Here is an 18,757-nt window from a genome sequence, read left to right as displayed (position 1 = left end):
ATTTATAAATGATGAAAAATATTCGATACCTTATCATTATCATTACCACTGTGATTCTATCATGGGCCATGCCATACACCTACCACTTAGTCTATGACAAAGCACCTAGTAATGTCTTCTCTTACTACAGTTCTGTGGACCATGCATTCTGTACAGTCCTATTCAATGAGAAAGAAGAACGATTGGTTCGACGCAATGTGGTGACAGGCAAAGAGTATTCCCAATCTGAGTTCGATAGCATCTTACCTCTATTCTTCTGTCGACAACTCTTGGCTGATGGACGTATGCCTGAAAAAATTGATGGTCAAGAGATCACTCCAGATAGAATCAATTTAAAAACCTTCAACTACAACTATAGCCCCAAAGAGAAGAATAGACCTCAAATCCCACTATATACACTCTTTGAATCGATATCGGGGCGCGTACGATTGGAGATGCCTGGCGACATGTTTCGCATTACAGATAAAATTGAGTTCTTACGTCCCAATAGTGGCGATGTTGATCTGGTAAAAAGTAGAAAGTTTCAACAAGCTCTAGAATCTCACGGTTTCTGTTTTCCTCCAAGACAATTTGCAGGAAATCCAAACCCAAGAAAACCCTATGAGGAGGGCTATTTCATCTTGGATCGACAAAATCAACTGTTTCACCTAAAGATGGTTAATGGGAAGCCATTTGTTCGAAAGATTTCGATACCAGATGGACTCACACCGCTATTTATTGAGACACAAGAACCAGCAGATAGGAGCTTTTATGCTTTTATATTTGGAACGAAAGGCGAACTTTACTCTTTAACCTCCAATCAATATCAATTTCATGCCATTCCAATCCCTAAATTTGATCCTGAGACAAACCATCTCTCTATTATGGCCAATCCGCTCTATTGGTGTGTCAGTGTAATCTCTCGAAATGGAAAGGAAAATATCGCGATTTCTACAACAGACAATCGTATTGTGGACCAATATACAGAGACAAATCCGAAGACAAAAGGGAGTTTCACAAAGTACTTATTCCCATTCTCCTTGGACTTTACCTCTCCATACTCTTCCTTTATAAAACCTGTATTTTATTTAGGCAGTAGATGGGCTTTGGTCGGAAATGTCTTTTTTGCATTCATTATGTTTCTAATTTACAAAGGACGAAAAAAAGAGAATATCGTTTGGACCTGTTTAACTGGGATATTTGGTTTCTGTGCATCTTTACTTTTCAATAGATAACTCTAGAGCTGTATTCTATCCATTATTGCACAACTTATAATCTCATAGATATAGTCTTAAATATATATTTCAGAATCAATTTGGTAGGATGTCCCCAAAGGACATCCTCTTTTATTATATAGCAAGAACTGCTCAAGGTATTTAAGTAACGAACAGATCCTATGCTTTCACTGTGTTGTAAACAAGTTCGTCTCTAAAGACTTTGTGTTTGCTATTATTTATATTTTTTATCTCCTCTACATAGAAATAATAGAAGAGATTGTTTCTATTCAATTCATAAACTAGTCACTTTAGTCTGTCTTATCCGAGATGAGTATCACCAATACAATTCACTTCTCCGACTTGCCAGTGTCCCCTTACAGCTCCTACAATTTCACCTACTTAATTCATAAAAAACAATCAATTTAGAAAAACCGAATGGCATTTATAACATTATCCACAGACAACTACCACATTTTCAAAGATCAATAGAGTCCATTAATCGACACACAACAAACATTTTTCGACTAAAAATCTATTTTAGACTATAAGTCCTGTTTTCGAATATTCTTCAATTTTATAATATATAGTTAAATTATAACACTTTTATTACAACTTGTCAATATTTGCCTATCAACAATATTGGATGTTAATTTATGAAAATTACCTTTAATTTTTAATTAACAGTATAATAGTCCAATCATGTAGGGTTGTTCAATTTTCATTTCAATGGGGGGATAATTAGGATAATTGACTCATACATGTTTGGACTATATATTATAACGTAACTTAATCTGAAATGAAACTAAAGGGAATCTTGGTATTGACTCTACTTATGGTAGTATCAATCAGGGCATCATATGCCCAAAAAAACATTGAAATTGACAAATTTGATCTTAATTTTGATGGGCGGTTGGAATATGGAAACACACCAGTAAACCAACAAGATAATAAAGTTCGTCAGTCTGAGTACTCGATGCAGGGCTTCATTATGTATGCAGACGTGAGATTATCGAACAATTTGTATGGTTTTTATAGGCAAGAGTTTACTGGCTATTTAAACCGTGAGGGGGGAGTTAGCACACACATCAACATGCTACTTATCGGGTATGATTATAATCATTGGTCTTTTGTAATCGGAAAGCAACCTGTATTAAATGGGATTTATGAAGCATTTTATCTTCCAGGAGATGTATATTCATATTCTGAACTTAGTTGTGGTTTTCCTGTATGGAAAACAGGACTTAGAATATCTCATCGCATCGGACTACAGGAGTTTGGAGTCCAAATTTTAAATGGGGATCTATCTAGAGTAGAAGCTAAAAGCAATACAAACCCACTCCTTCTCAACTTTTATTGGGCTGGCGATATTGGAAAAGGTCTCATCCAAACTCGTTTAAACTTTGCTGGATACTCGAAGGACAATTTTGAGCGCTACTCATCGAAGATCGGACTGCACTGGAATCTACCACATATCCTGATGGATACAGATTTCGGAATAGACAACGGGCTACCGGGTTTTGCACCTCAAAAGGTGCGAGTGGTGGCTGCCCCCATTCAATGTATATGGAGACATGGATTGATTCGACCTGGATTTAAATATATCCCCAATTACATAGATAATGGGACGGACAAAAAATTTCGTTTTGTGGAAGCCAACCAAACAGGCTTTAAGCAGCAAATGTTGATGTTTTTGGAACTTCACCCTTGGGAAAAGGATAATTTTCATCTGTTTGCATTAGGTGGGTGGACAGAATATGGAACCATTAAAGAGAATCACTATAAAGCGTTGCATCAACTATATGAATTTCGTGTTGGAGTTAAGTTTGGACTTCACTGGCCTATCAAACGATAGTTTAATATCAAACGGATTTTTCCTAAACTATTAGAGCTTAAACATCCAATGGTAAAATGGTAAGCTTGACTTAGGAAAAGAACCACGAAGTCGCAAAGACACAAAGCCCTTCGACAGGTGGTCCCTGAGCCCTTCGACAAGCTCAGGGACCAATTATGTCCAGTAGAGTAGAGCTGTGAGTGCAATAATAGATGCACTCCAGCCCCCTCATCAATCCGTACGTGCGGTTTTCCCGCATACGGCTTTCCTGTATATTTCGTCTAAAGCATTCACAAATAAGGTCATCAAGGATGGTATTGGGTAGGATCGATTAATCCGTAGTAACGAACTAATGTCTCAAAGGCATTAGGTCCATAATGCCTACATTTTCGTTGACTTTTACGTCGATAATATCGAAACAGTTTCTGACTTAAGTAGTATCGCAACTTGCGCTTACTTAATGAGGTATTCGTAACTCCTCTTATTTCATAGTAATTAATCCAGCCTCTCACTAAGCTATTTAGTCTTCGTACCAACTCCGTGGGGTTTTTATGTCCATGCCTTTTTAAATAATCTGATATTTTCCCTCGTAGCTTTTTTTCTGAATCAGAGTTCGGTACAATATTTATATACCGGAGATCTCGTCCATAAAGATCTTTATCATTACGAAACGTAAAACCTAAGAACTTAAAACGTAACTACTCAGCTTCATTTATAGTTTAGCCTCCATTCGCTAAAGAATGGAGGTTCAGAAAATATATAATGTGTAAATTATTTTATTGCCAACTGACCTTAAGATGGTTTTGAGATAACCAATGAGCAATCATTCTCACGACACTCTTTCCTTGTTTTTTAAGTGTATCAACAATAGAGCGTAACATGGCATACCTTTGGGCTCCTTCTTCTGTTCGATAACCTGCAGATACTTTTTGTTTTATTTTAATATTACGTATTGACCTTTCGGATGCATTGTTGTCAAAAGAAACTTCGTAATACTCTAAGAAAGTAAACACACTATCAATCCTTTTAATTAATCGACTCCGTAATGTCTTGATCTCATCTAGCTGATCGTCATACTCGTCATTTTTCAACAGTAATAAAAGCTGTTCTTTAAATATTGATTTTTCTTTTAAAGGATATTGGTTCTTGGCTGATTCTCTCTTTAATTTCATGGCTTTATAGTATAATACCCTCGATTTACTGAACCAACTTTCATAAACAATTAATGTATTATGCCACTTTACTATAGAGCTCAAATGGTTTTTTTCTATTAATTCCTTGGTGTGCTCTGTAATGGTAATGTTCTAACCAATTCTGTATACCTTTGTATAAGGCTATTCCATCAGAAGGTGGATTGATATAAATGTAATCATATTTGATTGTTCTCCAAAACCGTTCGATATAGATGTTATCCAGAGCTCTACCTTTACTGTCCACACTTATGGCGATACAATACTCTTTTAATATATTTAAATAAGCTTCTGAAGTAAACTGACTACCTTGATCACTATTAAGTATTTCAGGCTTACCATACTTCTCTACTGCATTCTTTACAACATCTATACTTACAGATGCATCAAGAGAGTTTGATAAATTCCAACCTACAATATATCGACTAAAAACATCAATAATTGCTGTCATGTACATAAAACCTTTTTGAAGTGGAATATATGTAATGCGAATCAAGGGTTCAAAACATAATTAAGAAATGTTGCAGTTAGTTTACCGAATGCATGTACCATTAATCCTTTTGTAGACCTTACTTTACTAGCTCTTTGTATATCTGTTTTTTCGATTAGCCAAGAGAACATTGCTTCAATAGGTTGTCTAATTTTAGATACAGCTCTATTATACAAATCATCTGCTGCTTTTATTCTTTGTTTGATTATCAAGGGCATCCCTTTTATTGCCTTAATAGGTGTCAACATTTCTGAATTATACTGATTCCTCACTTGTTGGTTAAATTCATTATGCATGTAAATTTTATCTCCGAAGAAGGTTCTGTTCCGCATCTCTGACCATCTCTCCTTGTAAACGACAATATCGTTCACAGATGCAGGGGTAAAAAGGACTTGCTCTGGAAATGGTAAAGCATCTTGTCGTCTTATCCCCAGCATATGAAGCTTCATGCCATAATAGTAAACTCCTTTCGTAGAGCAATAGCCTTTATTGGTTACTTCATTGGCCACCTTGCCTTTTCGTTTGCCAGAACACGTTATAATTGGCATCGAATCAAATAAACATTGATCGATAATACAATCATTAGGCTGAGTGTCTTCAAGTAATAACTCAGACAATCTTGTAAAAGCTCCACCTAAACAATTAAGGCGATTACAAAATGCTTGATAAGATCCTAAATTTGGAAACCAGTCAGACAAGTAATCACATGCAAATTTATGAATCTGATTTATCTTGGTGTATTCTTGATATTGAACACCAAAAAGATATATTGTCATCACCTCTTGATCAGTAAAGCAAGGGGAGTTATTGTTACTAAATCGTTCACAATAATATCTTAACTCATCGAAATAATAACAAATTAGATCGTATATTTTTATTAAATTGAAGTCCTTATCCTTGATTATCATATTTTAAAGTCGCTTTGAAAACAACTATAAGATACTGATTTTCAAGGATAAAAACAATATAAATGTCTAATATATAGGCAATTAAACCACTTGGTTAGATATGAAATCCAACTCTTGATTCGCATTATTTATATGCAGTAAGTTAATGAAAATAAACAGCTACAATAACTTGAATATTTTAAAAGAAGAACTTGTGCACAATACTGATAAAACACACAATGTCTTCGCTGCTTAAATTTCATGAACAAGCCCTGTATAAGTTTAGTGTAAGTGCAAACTTAAAGAAATTACAAAAGGTGGTCAAAGAGATACGATTATGTGGGACTAGTGTTGCCTAAAAACTACTGAAGTATTGAGAGTAAGAGATACGAAAAAAGTGAATCACCAAACGCTTACTCTTAATGAGTATATTTAATTCTATAAGCCGATTTTGAGAGGACATTTTAGGGTAACACATTGTGTTCACATCATTAATTTCAACAAAAGTCTAATAATCAAAAGAAACGGTTGTCGACGAAAAAAAAGACAAGCATAGTAAATCAAAAAAGCTCCGATAACTTTACCGTATTTGTCTAAACAGCCCCATATTGCAACGATGGGCAAATCGTTCAATTTGCCCATCTAAAAAATACTATAAACGCGACTCACTTAGCGAATGATCTCTATATATTTTCCGTGAGGAGATAAGATTTTATTCAAAGCCGAACTATCTTTTTTTGCACCCTTTGGAAAACCATAATGGGTGAATACAATAGGATTGCCTGCTTTCCCTTGAACATCTTTGAAAGAGATCGAGGTTAAGATGTTTGCATCATACTTAACTTTTACCGTATCTCCAGGAAGTAAAATGACCCTCTTAAAACGATCAAAACTTTTCAACGCAGTCTCCTTGTTAAACCCTCTGTTGTCATCACTTCCATTCACTGGATCGATATAGTAGGTATTTCCTATTCTCTTTTTATATACCCAACGTTCGGGATGTAGTTTGTCATACTCGTCGCCATGATGGAGTCCGATGAAAACAGGATCTTTTAGTTCTGATTGCCAACTATCAACACGATCCTTTAAAGCACTTCTTTCTTGATCCGAAACATTATCTAAAGGAGTAGTCTCTCCAATATCCTGCTTTAAATTATAAATCTCTTGCGGTTGGTCTCCTACTTTGATGATCTTTTTATCTCCACAACGCAAAGCATAAGAACCGGTATCAAAAGTTCTCCATGCCAACTGCTCATGAGGCGTCCCTTTCTTCTCTCCCGTAATATAAGGAACAATATTTACCCCATCCAATGGGTTCTTTGGTTTGGCTCCAGAATAAGCCACTGCAGTAGCGAAGATATCCAATGAAATAACAGGTTTATTATATACCTGTCCCCCTTTGATCTGTGCAGGCCACCTCATGGCAAAAGGCACATGTACTCCCCCTTCGTATAAAGAACGTTTTCCGTCGCGCAGCACTCCATTATTGGAAGCATTATACTTTTCTGGACCACCATTATCTGAGAGGAAGAAAACAATAGTATTGTCCTCTATGCCCTTCTCTTTAAGTTTTGCGAGAATGTTCCCAACCCCATCATCAACAGCACTAACCATTGCAGCATACTTACGACGTCTGCGATTTTTGATATGGGAAAAACGATCCAGATATTTCTTGGTTACCTGAAGCGGCATATGAGGTGCATTATAGGCTAAATATAGAAAGAATGGCTCTTTTGATGATTTATCGATAAAAGAGACTGCCTCTCTTGAGAAGGCATCCGTTAGATACACTTTCTCTCTTACACGTTCCCCATTATGAAGAATCTTCGTTCTATAAGTTGCAGATTGCGAATTGACATCCAGATAGTCATCTAAGTTTAGGTTCTTTGGGAAATACATATGCCCTCCACCAAGAAAGCCAAAAAACTCATCAAATCCTCGACTACGTGGATGTAGTTCTGGTGTCGTTCCCAAATGCCACTTACCAAGAGCCATCGATCGATACCCCTCTCTTTTTAAGGTAGCAGGAATCATCTCTTCGCTTAAAGGAACCCCTTGATTCGAATCATTGGGAGTAAACAGCGGATTGCGACCAAAACCAAATCGTTCTTGATAACGACCCGTTAGAAGCCCCGCCCTACTAGGTCCACAAACACTATACGAAACATATCCATTGGTAAAACAGACCCCTTCGTTGGCTACTCTATCTATATTGGGAGTAGGAATATCTTTACACCCATTGAAACCCACATCTTGGTAACCCATGTCATCGGTCAAGATCACGATTACATTGGGACGTTGTTTGGCCGGTTCAGTAGATTTGTTACATCCCACTGCCCCGAGCAAAAGCATCGGAACAAAGTTCTTCATTAAATTCATCTGATTGTGTCTATTTTATGGTTTATTAATTTTTATAAGAAGAAGCTACTTCTTCATCTATTTGTTCATTTTATTTAGTTATGCCTCTCAAATACTGTAACACCATTTGGGGATGAGGTATAAGAGAATGAGACTAAGTTATACATAATTATAAGCCAAAACCAATTTTACAATAACCGTTCAGGATCAATTAACTCATACTTAACATTATAAAATGGCTCATTGTCATCATAACTCAGAGTATCTCTCTGTGCTAACAGACTATTATCTAGTATTATAAACTGGCTCATTGTTGTCATAATTAAGATATTTCGAACTATGAGACATAAAACTATAGATAACGATATTTTATACAATGACATTCTTAGGCCAGAAATATTACAGCAAATGGGAGATCCATTGGAGCAATTAAATAGCATTATCAATTGGGAAATTTTTCGTCCGAAATTGGAACTTATTTATGAAAAAGACTGGAAGAGTAATGCAGGAGCTTCATCACATTGCCCAATACTAATGTTCAAGATTTTAATATTACAACGGTTGGATGTGCTACATTTGTTCGGACAATTAGATAAAGCACTTATCTTTACAACATGACAATAAAAAAAAAGAAAACGTTACGACAAAGAATTCAAGACAATGGTTGTTAACCTCTGTCTTAGTGGCAAATCAACAAGTGAGGCTGCTTCGGATATGGATCTTGATAGAAGAATGGTATATCGATGGGTTCGTGAGCAGACTCAAGCCAAAGAGAATAGTTTTAAGGGAAACGGTAATCCTGTTCGTACTGCTGAACAAGAAGAAGTTACTGAACTAAAGGCAGAACTTCGTAAAACACAAATAGAGCAAGATATATTAAAAAAGGCAGTGAGCATATTCTCCAAGAGCGACAGCACAAATATAAATTTATAGCAACGTTTAACAACGAATTTACTGTCGAGGATATGTGCCGTGTTGTGCAAGTGAGTCGAAGTGGTTTTTATGATTGGTTATCAAGAGAAGAAGCTCCTAGATCCATTGCTATAAAGGAGGATACTATTCGTATTCGAGAAATATACGAACAATCTAAATACCGATATGGCAGTCATAAAATTACAGCAGAATTAAGAGTACAAGGCGTTGTTACTTCAAGAAATAGAGTTGCTAGAATAATGAAAAAAGAATCCATTAAAAGTATTGTAAATAAGAAATATAAGGTACAAACAACTGATTCTAATCATTCAAATATAATATCAGACAACCACTTGGATCGAAAGTTTTCACCTGACGAACCATCAAAAGTTTGGGTCTCTGATATAACTTATGTTCCAACAGACCAAGGGTGGCTTTATTTAACAACGGTAATAGACCTTTTTGATCGAAAAGTAATAGGATGGTCTCTTTCAGATAATATGACCACGGAGTGTACAATCATTAAAGCATGGAGGATGGATAAAATAAACCGTGATAACAAGCCAGGTATGATTTTTCATTCCGACAGAGGTGTACAATATACAGCAAAAGTATTCCGAGATGAGTTAGTTAAAGATCGAATAAAACAAAGTATGAGCAGAAAAGGAAACTGCTGGGATAATGCAGTTGCAGAAAGTTTCTTTAAAATTATCAAATCAGAAATGATTGATCATAAACACTACCACTCTCATTTCCATGCTAAGATAGACATAATTGAATTCATCGAAATTTGGTACAATAGACAGAGAAGACATGCAACACTTGGTTATTTGACTCCTCTCGAATTTGGGAAACAGAAATATTTTAATGTGGCTTAATTAATTGTCCGATATTTTGTTGCATATCCATGGCATGTATTGCACGAAATCTCGTGCAATCTCGAAGACCCTCGACATGTGGTCACTGAGCTTGTCGAAGGGATCAACAACCTCATTTCTACAAGCACTAGAACCACTTCTCTTAAGGGATCACAAACAACTTAAATATGGTAAACTTAATCTTATTACCTATTGTTCATATGATTTCATTCAAAATAGCAAGAATGGATAAGTGAGCTACAAAATACTCTGGTTATATTTGTATTCAGAAACAATGACATGATGAAGAAGTGTACAAATAGTCGATACCATGAGTCTATAAATAAAACCATAGACTATATCCAAATACATATAAGGCAACCTATAGATCTAAAGAGTCTGGCTGAAGTTGCAAATATTTCGGAGTATCATTTTCATCGTATATTTAAGGCCTTTATTGGAGAGTCTCTTGGTTCCTATATTCTTAGAGTACGAATAGAGAGTGCCGCAGGATATCTTCGTGTCTCGAATCATACCCTTACTGAAATTGCGGAGAAGGTGGGGTATAATAACCAACAAGCATTATCTAAGGCTTTCAAGAGACATTTTGGGGTCACTCCTACTGCTTTCCGCAACATCGAGACCTTTTTCAATTCAAAAAGAGAGGTAAAGAAACCGTGTAATATACTACACCCAACAATTCGTCATGAGAAAAAGATATCCTTGGTTTATCTCCGTATCATTGACCAATATGGTGCTCCAGAAGCTTACAAACAGGCCTGGGGGCGACTGGGAAGCTATATGCATTCGAATCATCTTTTTAATCAAAGAACAGAAGCTATTGGATTGAGTTTTGATGATCCAAATATTACCAAAGGGGAACAATGTCGCTTTTATGCATGTTACTCCATTGAGGAGTCTGTAGAAATGGAGGGAGAGATTGGGACTTATGCTCTAGACGAAGGTAAATTTGCAGTATTTACATTACATGGTTCCTATAACCAGATTGCCCAGATGTATCACGACATCTATTATGGTTGGCTTCCACAAAGTGGTGTGACACTACGTGATAGTGTCTCTTATGAAAAGTATCTGAACCATCCTGATCGGGTGAAAAAAGAGGAATTATTAACTGAAATATATATCCCAATTCAATAGTTATGAAAAATAAATTTTGTCAAAGTTGCCATATGCCAATGGCTAAAGATACTCAAGGTGGTGGAACAGAGATCAATAGTCAAAAAAGCACATACTACTGTAGCTACTGTTACGAACAAGGGGCATTTAAGTTTGAAGGGACACTGGATGATTTTATTGACGTGACAGTGGATGCCATGGTAGCATCAGGGAGATGGCGTTGGGTATCCAAGCTGATGATGAATAAAAGAAGTTTAATGAAGTTAGAACGGTGGAAAAAAGAGTAGACTTATGGAAGAATTTATCACACTGACTCCAGAGAACATAGACCAAGAGCATATATGTTGTGCTATTTCGGATAAAAAATGTCAAGAGGGATATCAAAAAAAGAGAGAGTGGCTCAAGCAGGAGTTGCAACACGGCTATGTGTTTCGTCGATTGGATGCTAGAGCTAAGGTCTTTATGGAGTATGGTCCTGCAGAACGTGCATGGGCTCCTATTGTGGCACCTAATTTTATTCATATCCATTGCTTTTGGGTGTCGGGAAGATATAAAGGCCAAGGATATGCTAAAAGGTTGCTTCAGGATGCTATAGAGGATGCTAGAAGTCAAAATAGAGCAGGTTTGGTTACTATCGTAGGGACTAAGAAGTTTCATTTTATGAGTGATACCAAATGGTTGCTACGTCAGGGGTTTGAAGAGGTAGAGAGACTTCCAAGTGGCTTTAGCCTTCTCTGTCTGAAGTTTGACTCCGATGGTATCACCCCCTCTTTCGGTTCAAGTGTCCAGCAAACAGAACTCCATAGCAGAGAGGATATCACCGTATATTATAGCAATCGATGTCCATTTACGGAGTATCATGTAAACCGTTCTTTGGTTGAGAGTACACAGAATCGTAATCTCTCGCTTCGTATCATAAAGATAGAGTGCTTAGAGCAAGCACAAAGTGCTCCTACCCCTGCCACGATATTTAGTCTGTTTTATCGGGGGCAGTTTGTCACTACCGACATCAGTGTCTGTATGGATAGTAGGTTTGATAAGATCATGAAGCAATGATACAAAGGGAAAGGAGCCACAAATTTCCACAACCACAAATGTTGCATCAAACCATCGATGCGTCAATTCCTGGGAATAAGGAAGCTCCTGCTTCCGTCTGTTGCATCAATATATTGGATACTATTGACATAACGTGTATTGCACGAAGTCTCGTGCAATCTCGAAGCCCTTCGATATTAGGTTACTGCCCTTCGACAAGCTCAGGGACCATTTGTCGAAGCACAGGGACCATATTTCGAAGCACAATAACAACACTACATAATTGTATATGAACCATACAAATACGACGTGATAGCTGCAAACCCATGTGTTTGCCCTCCTTGCGACAATATCATAAAGCAATGATACAAAACAATGGCACCAACAAATCGTCACATCTATAATTAAAAGGGGCATCCATTTTTGGACACCCCTAAATATCCGTTTAGCCAACTTGATATTAGTTTATATTAAATAGACCTACTACTTCAGATTTGGATTGATACTTATCTCATTTAATGGAATAGGCCAGTTGGTGAACTCTTTCTTAAATTTCATCCCCGCATCCACTAGGGTATTTAGTTCATCCCATCGTTTTAGATCGCCCCAACGATGTCCTTCAAAAAGAAGTTCGATGCGTCGATCTTTTTTAATTTGTGCAATTAATGCATCATTATCGCTATTGCTAATTGTAGCCATAGATAAACCAGCACGATCTCTGATCTTCTTCAACTCATTCCATGCTTCTTGCGTTTTTCCTCCTTGCATCGCTAAGGCTTCCGCTCTATTTAGGATTACCTCAGCATAGCGGATCACTGGAATATTAATGGCAGATCCTTTAGAGAAATTCGCACCACCAGATCTCCAATTCTGTGGATTATGATATAGGAATTTACGAGTTTGCAGTGCCCCTTTATGGCTTAAATCTGCACGAAAATCAGAGTATAAAGAGTAGTCTGGGAAAACACTCTTCTTTTTAAACTCTTCATAATAGATACTATCCACCCCAGCAATTAGAATAGATCCTTCTCTACGAATATCGTTTTTTTCGAAAATATCAAGGATATTGTATTCTATATCTCCATTCTCTTTCCATGTTTTACGAGGTCGCAGATATTGTCCCCAAGAGATACGAGGCCATAAATGTTGTAATACAGAGGTCTCTGCTCTCTCTCTATTCCAATAGCGACCATGACCACCAGTAAATTGTACTTCAAAAACAGATTCACTGCTATTTTGCATTTTGCCATCAAACATATGGATAAAGTTTTCAGCAGAGACAAGAGAATATCCTAATTTCTCCACTTCCGCAGCGGCTTCAGCAGCCCCTTTAAAGTCTTTTGTCCACAGGCGGACACGACTTAAAAGGCCATAAGCGGCACCTTTGGTTGCATGTCCAACCTCCTTCTTGTCAAACTTCACAGGTAGAAGAGAGGCCGCCTTCACTAAATCGGCATCGATCTGTTTCCAAACCTCGCTTGCTGGACTTTTATGAATCGTGTTAGACTGTGCTGGAGTTAGCACTGTCGTCGATAAAGGGATATCTCCAAACCCACTTACTAGGTGATAGTAGTAAAGTGCTCTAAGGAAAAGAGCTTCTCCCTCAAATTGTGTTTTCTCCTTATCTGAGATGTCTTTAGGTTTATTGATATTGTCCAAGACATAGTTTGCACGTGCAATACCTTTATAACATGCGTTCCAACGGCTACCAAAATATTGGTTTGTATTGTCCCAGTTAAAGAAGTGTATAGAGACCAAATCAGGCCCGAATCCTCCATCTCCCCAAGGGTTATAGATATTATCTGTTGGGGCTTCTCCAAGTACTATAAAAGAGAAATTATATAGACCACAATAACTTAATGGATCGTATACTGCCGTTACTGCACTTTCAGCTTGACTAGCATATTCCATATATGTATCGGCATTTTGCCCATTTTTATCAAATTTGATTAACGAGTCGGAGCAACTACAGAAAGTTATCACCATCGCCAAGCATATATATATTTTTAATCGCATAAGATTCTATTTTACAAAGATTACAGACTGATATTAACACCAATAGTAAAAGTTCGAGAGGATGGATAAAGAAAACGATCGATACCCGATTCTAGATTACTTCCGTTTCCTGCTCCTACTTCTGGATCGACGCCACTATAGTTGGTGAGAACAAAAGGATTTTTCACACTACCATAGATACGGCATCTTGATAGATGAAGGGCATTTGTAAATGATTTAGGCATCTCATAACCAAGCTGAATTAGAGAGCAACGAAGGAATGAACCATCCTCTACAAAGTAGTCTGAGAAACGAATATTTTTGTTTGGATCGTTTGGATGGGCTCTAAAATACTGACTTGTTGGATTCTGAGTAGACCAAGGAGTATAGTTCATCTTGTTACCACCACTTGTAGGGTCTATCATCGTACGTTTGGTCAGGTTTGCGATATCTACTCCATAGACACCATTAAATGCAAGGCTTAAAGAAAGGTTTCCATAGCTGACCTCTGCATTCAAAGCATAAGTGAAATCAGGAACAGGACTACCAATAAAATCTCTGTCTTGATCGTCAATCTTGCCATCGTTATTCAGGTCTTTAAAGCGAAGGTCTCCTGCTTCGGCATTAGGTTGAATACGGTTCACTGTACCATCTTCCGCAGTAGAAGTATATTTCTCGGCCTCTCCCACTTGGAAAATACCATCATTGACATATCCATAGAACTCACCAAGTTCGTGTCCTTCTTGGGTACGAATGATGTAACTACCAAAGAAAGGGAACGTTTCGTAATATCCTTTACCACCCACGTTTTTCACTTCGTTATTGAAAGTAGTGATATTACCCCCAATAGAATAGTTCCATTTTCCGATATTGTTCGAATAGTTTAGAGACAACTCAATACCTGAATTGCTTAGTTCTGCAATATTTTGAATCATCTCACCAGGAGTGTAATCGGAAGAGATTCCAGTCACACCAGACTGTTGAACAGGCACTAACATATCAGAGTGGTTTTTATTGAAATACTCTGCAACCAAACTTAACTTGTTATCAAAAAGGTATGCATCGAAACCAAAACTATATTGTGTCACTGTCTCCCACTTCACATCAGCATTGGGGATAGACTTGGCTGCGACACCAATAGTAATTGCTCCGCTGGTATCCCCAAAAGGATAGTTACTTCCTGAAATCATTGCAGCAGAGTAAGGGTAATTCCCAATCTCGTTATTACCTACTTGTCCCCAACCACCACGTAGTTTCAAAGAAGATATGATCCCCTCTTGAGGAAAAAATTCCTCTTGAGAGACACGCCACGCAGCAGAAGCAGAAGGGAATACCCCCCATCTATTATTCTCACCAAAGCGAGAAGATCCATCGGCACGAAGGTTGGCTGTCACCAAAAATCTCTGATCCCAATCAAAGAAGAGGCGTCCAAAATAAGAGCTCATGGCATAATCTTGAACGTTGTTCGTGATCTGGGGAAGCTCAGCACCATACGCACTTACAATATAGTGTCCATTATCTTGGTAAAAAGATGATACATTTAAGTTGTCCGACTCATACTCTTGAAAACTTTGCCCTAAAGTGGTCTTTATCGTGCTTTTCCCAATAGACAAATCATAGTTCAGAGTGTTCTCTATAAGAATATTCGATCCGTACCCAAAATTACGAGAAACCTCTTGATAGTCTTGAACTGCAGCACCCAAATCGAATGAGTCTCTGTTATTCTTGTTGAATTTGCCTGTATAAGTATAGGAGGCAGAAGTTTTGAAAGTTAAATCTTTTACGAGCTTAAACTCAGCAAATAGATTCCCCATAAAATTGACTACCTCCCGAAAAAAGTTGTATTATTACTGCAAGTATCTGACATTCACAATATAATATATGTATAAAAACGAGGAAAGCTAGATTAAAAATGTTATTTTAAGTGTGTAAACATAATCATTTAAAACCTAGCTCATGAACAAGATACTTACAAAACAAATACAGAACAAACTAAGTCTATATTTTTGTAAATTAAATAGTCATTTAACCAAACCAGAATTACGTTGTACACGCGAGATAACAACAGGTATTCTTAAGACAGGGTCTGTTATTATCAATCAAATAGCAACAGCTATAGGGGATTCTATAGACAAACAACAAACGACCAAAAGGCTTCGGAATCATTACAATAAAAAAGGTTTCTTTTTAAAACTTCTTAGAGGCCATATGGATTGTGTGTCAGATACAATTCATGAAGGAGACTACATTCTATTTGATGGATCAGATATTCAAAAGAAATATGCTAAGACCATGGAAGGTCTGGATTTTGTAAAAGATGGAGATGAGAAAAATAAGGTTGGATTAGGTTATTGGCTTATGAATGTTGTACATATTGATAAGGCCAATAAGATGACACCTTTGTATAATAAGCTGTACAGTTTCGATCATGGAGCCAAGAGTGAAAATAATGAAGCAATCGAAGCATTAAAAGAAGTAGATAATGCTATTTCAAAGAATGTAACTTGTGTGTTTGATCGAGGATTTGATCGTCAGATTATTAAGGATTATGTTGTTAGTCAACAAAATAACTTCATAATCAGATTGAAAAAGAATACCAAATTAATATACAAAGGCAAAGAAACTACTGTATCTACAATTGGGAAAAAGATTCCATTCTTCATGGAATTAACTGCCAATAAAAGAGGCAAAAACAAAAGTAAAAAGATAAACTTTGAGTGTGGTGCTGTTAAGGTTAAATATAGAATAAAGCAGAGGGAATTTGAGCTATGGCTTGTTGCTACAAAACGCAAATCAGGAGGGAAATGTTGGTTATTAACCAATTCACCTAAGCATACAATAACAGAAGTTATTAGTGAAGCTTTTCAAGCATATGGCTTTCGTTGGAAAATAGAAGAATACCATAGACATATCAAATCAAGCTATGATTTAGAGAATATACAAATAAAGAAGTTTGATGGACTGCAATGCATGTTGGCAATTTTAACCATTGCAATGGGAATCCTTTATAACACATTAGAGTCCATGCATCTAAGGTTGTTGCTAGATAGCAAAATTAAGATACTTGATAAAAACAAGGTATCTGAACTCAGAAATTTTATCTATTATAAGATAAGTACGATAATTAAAATTTTATTGGCAAATGTTTACACAAAACATATAATACAGAGTAAACAGACACAAGTAGACGTAGGACAAATGAGACTCAATCTAGATTTCTGACTAAAAAAACGGGAGGTAGCCAATCCCCATAAAACGATTAATTCTTAAAGGATATTTTTTACGCTCTGCGCCGTACAGAGGGTTTGCTCTAGGTTTGTACAGAGAGTTTTTATCAGTAGCAGAATAGTTGCCATCTTTGTCATGAGTAGGAATAGTAGGATAAAAAGTATATGCATCGACTATGATACTATTATTATTATTTCGTGCTCCTCCGCAACCTTTTTGTTCTGAAACAGCATAACTGAGATTGGTTCCGATTTTTAACCACTCTTTGATATCTCTGTCCATATTGGCACGAAGTGTAAAGCGGTTGAAAGAGGTTCCTTTGGTTGTTCCCTCTTGATTTAAATAACCTGTAGAGACAAAGAAGTGACCCTTGTCGCTTGCTCCTGAAAATGAAAGCTGATGGTCCTGGATAGGAGCCACTTGTGTAATTGCATCAAACCAGTCAGTTCCTTCTCCATAAGAGGAGGGATCGTTTAAAGGGTAATCACCTCCATCAATAGCACGAAGATCCTTGGTGTATTGAGCAAACTGAGAACCGGTCATTCTCTCCATTACTTTCGAGACCTTCTGAACACCATAATATCCATTGTAAGCAATCTCCCCTTCGCCTTTCTGCCCTTTTTTGGTGGTAATAATAACAACCCCATTGGCTGCACGAGAACCATAGATGGCAGCAGACGCAGCATCTTTAAGGATATCTAACGAGGCGATGTCGTTTGGATTGATAGAAGATAGAGGGTTGCTCGCTTCGCTACTAGTCGCATTCACTGGCACACCATCCACTACATATAGAGGCTCACTGTTGTTAAAACCACCCACACCTCGAATACGCACTGATACACCACCACCAGGAGTGGCACTATTTTGCATGATATGAACACCTGCCACTTTTCCTTGAAGTCCTTGGTCTAATGTAGCACCAGCATTTTTCACGATTTCATCCGCTTTAACAGAAGCGACAGAACCTGTAAGATCTTTCTTCTTCATCGATCCATAACCGATAGCAACGACTTCATTTAGAGAGGTTACATTCTCTTCAAGGATCACATCTATCTTTGTTCTATTATTTACATTTATCTCTTGTTTATTGAAGCCTATAAAAGAGAAAATAAGGGTGGCATCTTTTGGGGCTTTTAAGCTAAATACTCCATCGAAATTAGAGGCAGCTCCTTGTGTCGTCCCTTTAATCATTACTGCAACGCCTGGAAGTGGTAGTCCTTCCTTATCAGTAATATTTCCAGATACTTGTAAGGTCTGTGCAAAAACTGTCATACAGAAAGCCAGACAACACAAAACTAAAATTAGTCTTTTCATACGTTTGAATCTAAGTTTGTATATCGGTTGTTTTTATGATATGTCCTCTATTCTACACTGACTTTTTATGAAAATTCTACACACATGATAAACACAGTATAGGGGGAGGTTCTTTTCATTAATAATCAAGAGTATAGATTCTCCATCAAATCAAAATTAGAGAATAGTATTCAAGTACATTAATAGTGACATTACACAACGTTGTTACATTTATCACACAAATATTATAGTCTAACATGGATGTAACTTTTATGGACACAACTATAAAGAATATTATAAATTAGCATAACACATAAAAGGGTCATTTTAATATTATTTAATCAAAAC

17 protein-coding genes are annotated in these 18,757 nt (G+C 36.9%); 9 read left to right on the top strand and 8 right to left on the bottom strand.

The window, feature by feature from the left end; all coding sequences use genetic code 11:
- The first annotated feature begins 8 nt into the window (after window positions 1-8).
- Entirely contained in the window at window positions 9-1,214 is a 1,206-nt protein-coding gene (locus tag K4L44_05260; protein QZE15243.1) for a DUF4857 domain-containing protein, read from the top strand.
- Window positions 1,215-1,992: 778 nt separating this feature from the next.
- Window positions 1,993-3,048 (top strand): hypothetical protein, encoded by a 1,056-nt coding sequence (locus K4L44_05255; GenBank protein ID QZE15242.1) that lies wholly within the window; start codon window positions 1,993-1,995, stop codon window positions 3,046-3,048.
- Between the two features lie 284 nt (window positions 3,049-3,332).
- On the opposite strand, the gene K4L44_05250 is transcribed toward K4L44_05255, so the two are convergent.
- The 5 genes from K4L44_05250 to K4L44_05230 all read right to left on the bottom strand — a co-directional run bounded on the left by K4L44_05250 (window position 3,333) and on the right by K4L44_05230 (window position 7,973).
- The gene (locus tag K4L44_05250; protein ID QZE15954.1) at window positions 3,333-3,656 is read right to left on the bottom strand and encodes a hypothetical protein; all 324 of its coding nucleotides are present in this window, start codon (window positions 3,654-3,656) and stop codon (window positions 3,333-3,335) included.
- 147 nt (window positions 3,657-3,803) lie between these two features.
- Window positions 3,804-4,199 (bottom strand): transposase, encoded by a 396-nt coding sequence (locus tag K4L44_05245; GenBank protein QZE15241.1) that lies wholly within the window; start codon window positions 4,197-4,199, stop codon window positions 3,804-3,806.
- 58 nt (window positions 4,200-4,257) lie between these two features.
- Window positions 4,258-4,668 (bottom strand): DDE-type integrase/transposase/recombinase, encoded by a 411-nt coding sequence (locus tag K4L44_05240; GenBank protein ID QZE15240.1) that lies wholly within the window; start codon window positions 4,666-4,668, stop codon window positions 4,258-4,260.
- Window positions 4,669-4,709: 41 nt separating this feature from the next.
- Window positions 4,710-5,615 carry a transposase gene (locus tag K4L44_05235; protein QZE15239.1) on the bottom strand — a complete coding sequence of 302 codons (906 nt, stop codon included), beginning with the start codon at window positions 5,613-5,615 and terminating at the stop codon, window positions 4,710-4,712.
- 648 nt (window positions 5,616-6,263) lie between these two features.
- On the bottom strand, window positions 6,264-7,973 hold the full coding sequence (locus K4L44_05230) for a sulfatase-like hydrolase/transferase (protein ID QZE15238.1): 1,710 nt from the start codon (window positions 7,971-7,973) through the stop codon (window positions 6,264-6,266).
- A gap of 318 nt (window positions 7,974-8,291) precedes the next feature.
- Between K4L44_05230 and K4L44_05225 the strand changes: the two genes are divergently transcribed.
- The 6 genes from K4L44_05225 to K4L44_05200 all read left to right on the top strand — a co-directional run bounded on the left by K4L44_05225 (window position 8,292) and on the right by K4L44_05200 (window position 11,914).
- Window positions 8,292-8,570, top strand: coding sequence for a hypothetical protein (locus tag K4L44_05225; protein QZE15237.1), 279 nt, complete (start codon window positions 8,292-8,294; stop codon window positions 8,568-8,570).
- Window positions 8,571-8,612: 42 nt separating this feature from the next.
- Window positions 8,613-8,885, top strand: coding sequence for a transposase (locus tag K4L44_05220; GenBank protein ID QZE15236.1), 273 nt, complete (start codon window positions 8,613-8,615; stop codon window positions 8,883-8,885).
- Window positions 8,828-9,742, top strand: coding sequence for an IS3 family transposase (locus K4L44_05215; protein ID QZE15953.1), 915 nt, complete (start codon window positions 8,828-8,830; stop codon window positions 9,740-9,742). The genes K4L44_05220 and K4L44_05215 overlap by 58 nt, the downstream gene beginning before the upstream one ends.
- Window positions 9,743-10,021: 279 nt before the next feature.
- The gene (locus tag K4L44_05210; GenBank protein ID QZE15235.1) at window positions 10,022-10,879 is read left to right on the top strand and encodes an AraC family transcriptional regulator; all 858 of its coding nucleotides are present in this window, start codon (window positions 10,022-10,024) and stop codon (window positions 10,877-10,879) included.
- Between the two features lie 2 nt (window positions 10,880-10,881).
- On the top strand, window positions 10,882-11,145 hold the full coding sequence (locus K4L44_05205) for a zinc ribbon domain-containing protein (protein QZE15234.1): 264 nt from the start codon (window positions 10,882-10,884) through the stop codon (window positions 11,143-11,145).
- A 4-nt stretch (window positions 11,146-11,149) separates the two neighbouring features.
- A complete protein-coding gene (locus K4L44_05200) occupies window positions 11,150-11,914 on the top strand; it encodes a GNAT family N-acetyltransferase (protein QZE15233.1) in 765 nt (254 codons plus the stop codon).
- 462 nt (window positions 11,915-12,376) lie between these two features.
- Here K4L44_05200 and K4L44_05195 read toward each other — a convergent pair whose 3' ends face one another.
- Entirely contained in the window at window positions 12,377-13,909 is a 1,533-nt protein-coding gene (locus tag K4L44_05195; protein QZE15232.1) for a RagB/SusD family nutrient uptake outer membrane protein, read from the bottom strand.
- Between the two features lie 20 nt (window positions 13,910-13,929).
- A complete protein-coding gene (locus K4L44_05190; GenBank protein QZE15231.1) occupies window positions 13,930-15,702 on the bottom strand; it encodes a SusC/RagA family TonB-linked outer membrane protein in 1,773 nt (590 codons plus the stop codon).
- A gap of 142 nt (window positions 15,703-15,844) precedes the next feature.
- Here K4L44_05190 and K4L44_05185 point away from each other — a divergent pair, with 142 nt between their 5' ends.
- The gene (locus K4L44_05185; protein QZE15230.1) at window positions 15,845-17,110 is read left to right on the top strand and encodes a transposase; all 1,266 of its coding nucleotides are present in this window, start codon (window positions 15,845-15,847) and stop codon (window positions 17,108-17,110) included.
- On the opposite strand, the gene K4L44_05180 is transcribed toward K4L44_05185, so the two are convergent.
- Entirely contained in the window at window positions 17,111-18,430 is a 1,320-nt protein-coding gene (locus K4L44_05180) for a SusC/RagA family TonB-linked outer membrane protein (GenBank protein QZE15229.1), read from the bottom strand.
- Between the last annotated feature and the right edge of the window lie 327 nt (window positions 18,431-18,757).

The organism is Prolixibacteraceae bacterium (assembly GCA_019720755.1).
In the GTDB taxonomy this organism is placed as follows: Bacteria; Bacteroidota; Bacteroidia; order Bacteroidales; family Prolixibacteraceae; genus Halosquirtibacter; species Halosquirtibacter laminarini.
The sequence above is the reverse complement of the archived record's forward strand: the minus strand, read 5'-3'. Positions and strand labels throughout refer to the sequence as shown.

Coding starts and splice junctions, on each gene's coding strand:
- K4L44_05260 (QZE15243.1), top strand. CDS start 9: ATGATGAAAAATATTCGATACCTTATCATTATCATTACCACTGTGATT.
- K4L44_05255 (QZE15242.1), top strand. CDS start 1,993: ATGAAACTAAAGGGAATCTTGGTATTGACTCTACTTATGGTAGTATCA.
- K4L44_05245 (QZE15241.1), bottom strand. CDS start 4,199: ATGAAATTAAAGAGAGAATCAGCCAAGAACCAATATCCTTTAAAAGAA.
- K4L44_05240 (QZE15240.1), bottom strand. CDS start 4,668: ATGACAGCAATTATTGATGTTTTTAGTCGATATATTGTAGGTTGGAAT.
- K4L44_05235 (QZE15239.1), bottom strand. CDS start 5,615: ATGATAATCAAGGATAAGGACTTCAATTTAATAAAAATATACGATCTA.
- K4L44_05230 (QZE15238.1), bottom strand. CDS start 7,973: ATGAATTTAATGAAGAACTTTGTTCCGATGCTTTTGCTCGGGGCAGTG.
- K4L44_05225 (QZE15237.1), top strand. CDS start 8,292: ATGAGACATAAAACTATAGATAACGATATTTTATACAATGACATTCTT.
- K4L44_05220 (QZE15236.1), top strand. CDS start 8,613: ATGGTTGTTAACCTCTGTCTTAGTGGCAAATCAACAAGTGAGGCTGCT.
- K4L44_05210 (QZE15235.1), top strand. CDS start 10,022: ATGATGAAGAAGTGTACAAATAGTCGATACCATGAGTCTATAAATAAA.
- K4L44_05205 (QZE15234.1), top strand. CDS start 10,882: ATGAAAAATAAATTTTGTCAAAGTTGCCATATGCCAATGGCTAAAGAT.
- K4L44_05200 (QZE15233.1), top strand. CDS start 11,150: ATGGAAGAATTTATCACACTGACTCCAGAGAACATAGACCAAGAGCAT.
- K4L44_05195 (QZE15232.1), bottom strand. CDS start 13,909: ATGCGATTAAAAATATATATATGCTTGGCGATGGTGATAACTTTCTGT.
- K4L44_05190 (QZE15231.1), bottom strand. CDS start 15,702: ATGGGGAATCTATTTGCTGAGTTTAAGCTCGTAAAAGATTTAACTTTC.
- K4L44_05185 (QZE15230.1), top strand. CDS start 15,845: ATGAACAAGATACTTACAAAACAAATACAGAACAAACTAAGTCTATAT.
- K4L44_05180 (QZE15229.1), bottom strand. CDS start 18,430: ATGAAAAGACTAATTTTAGTTTTGTGTTGTCTGGCTTTCTGTATGACA.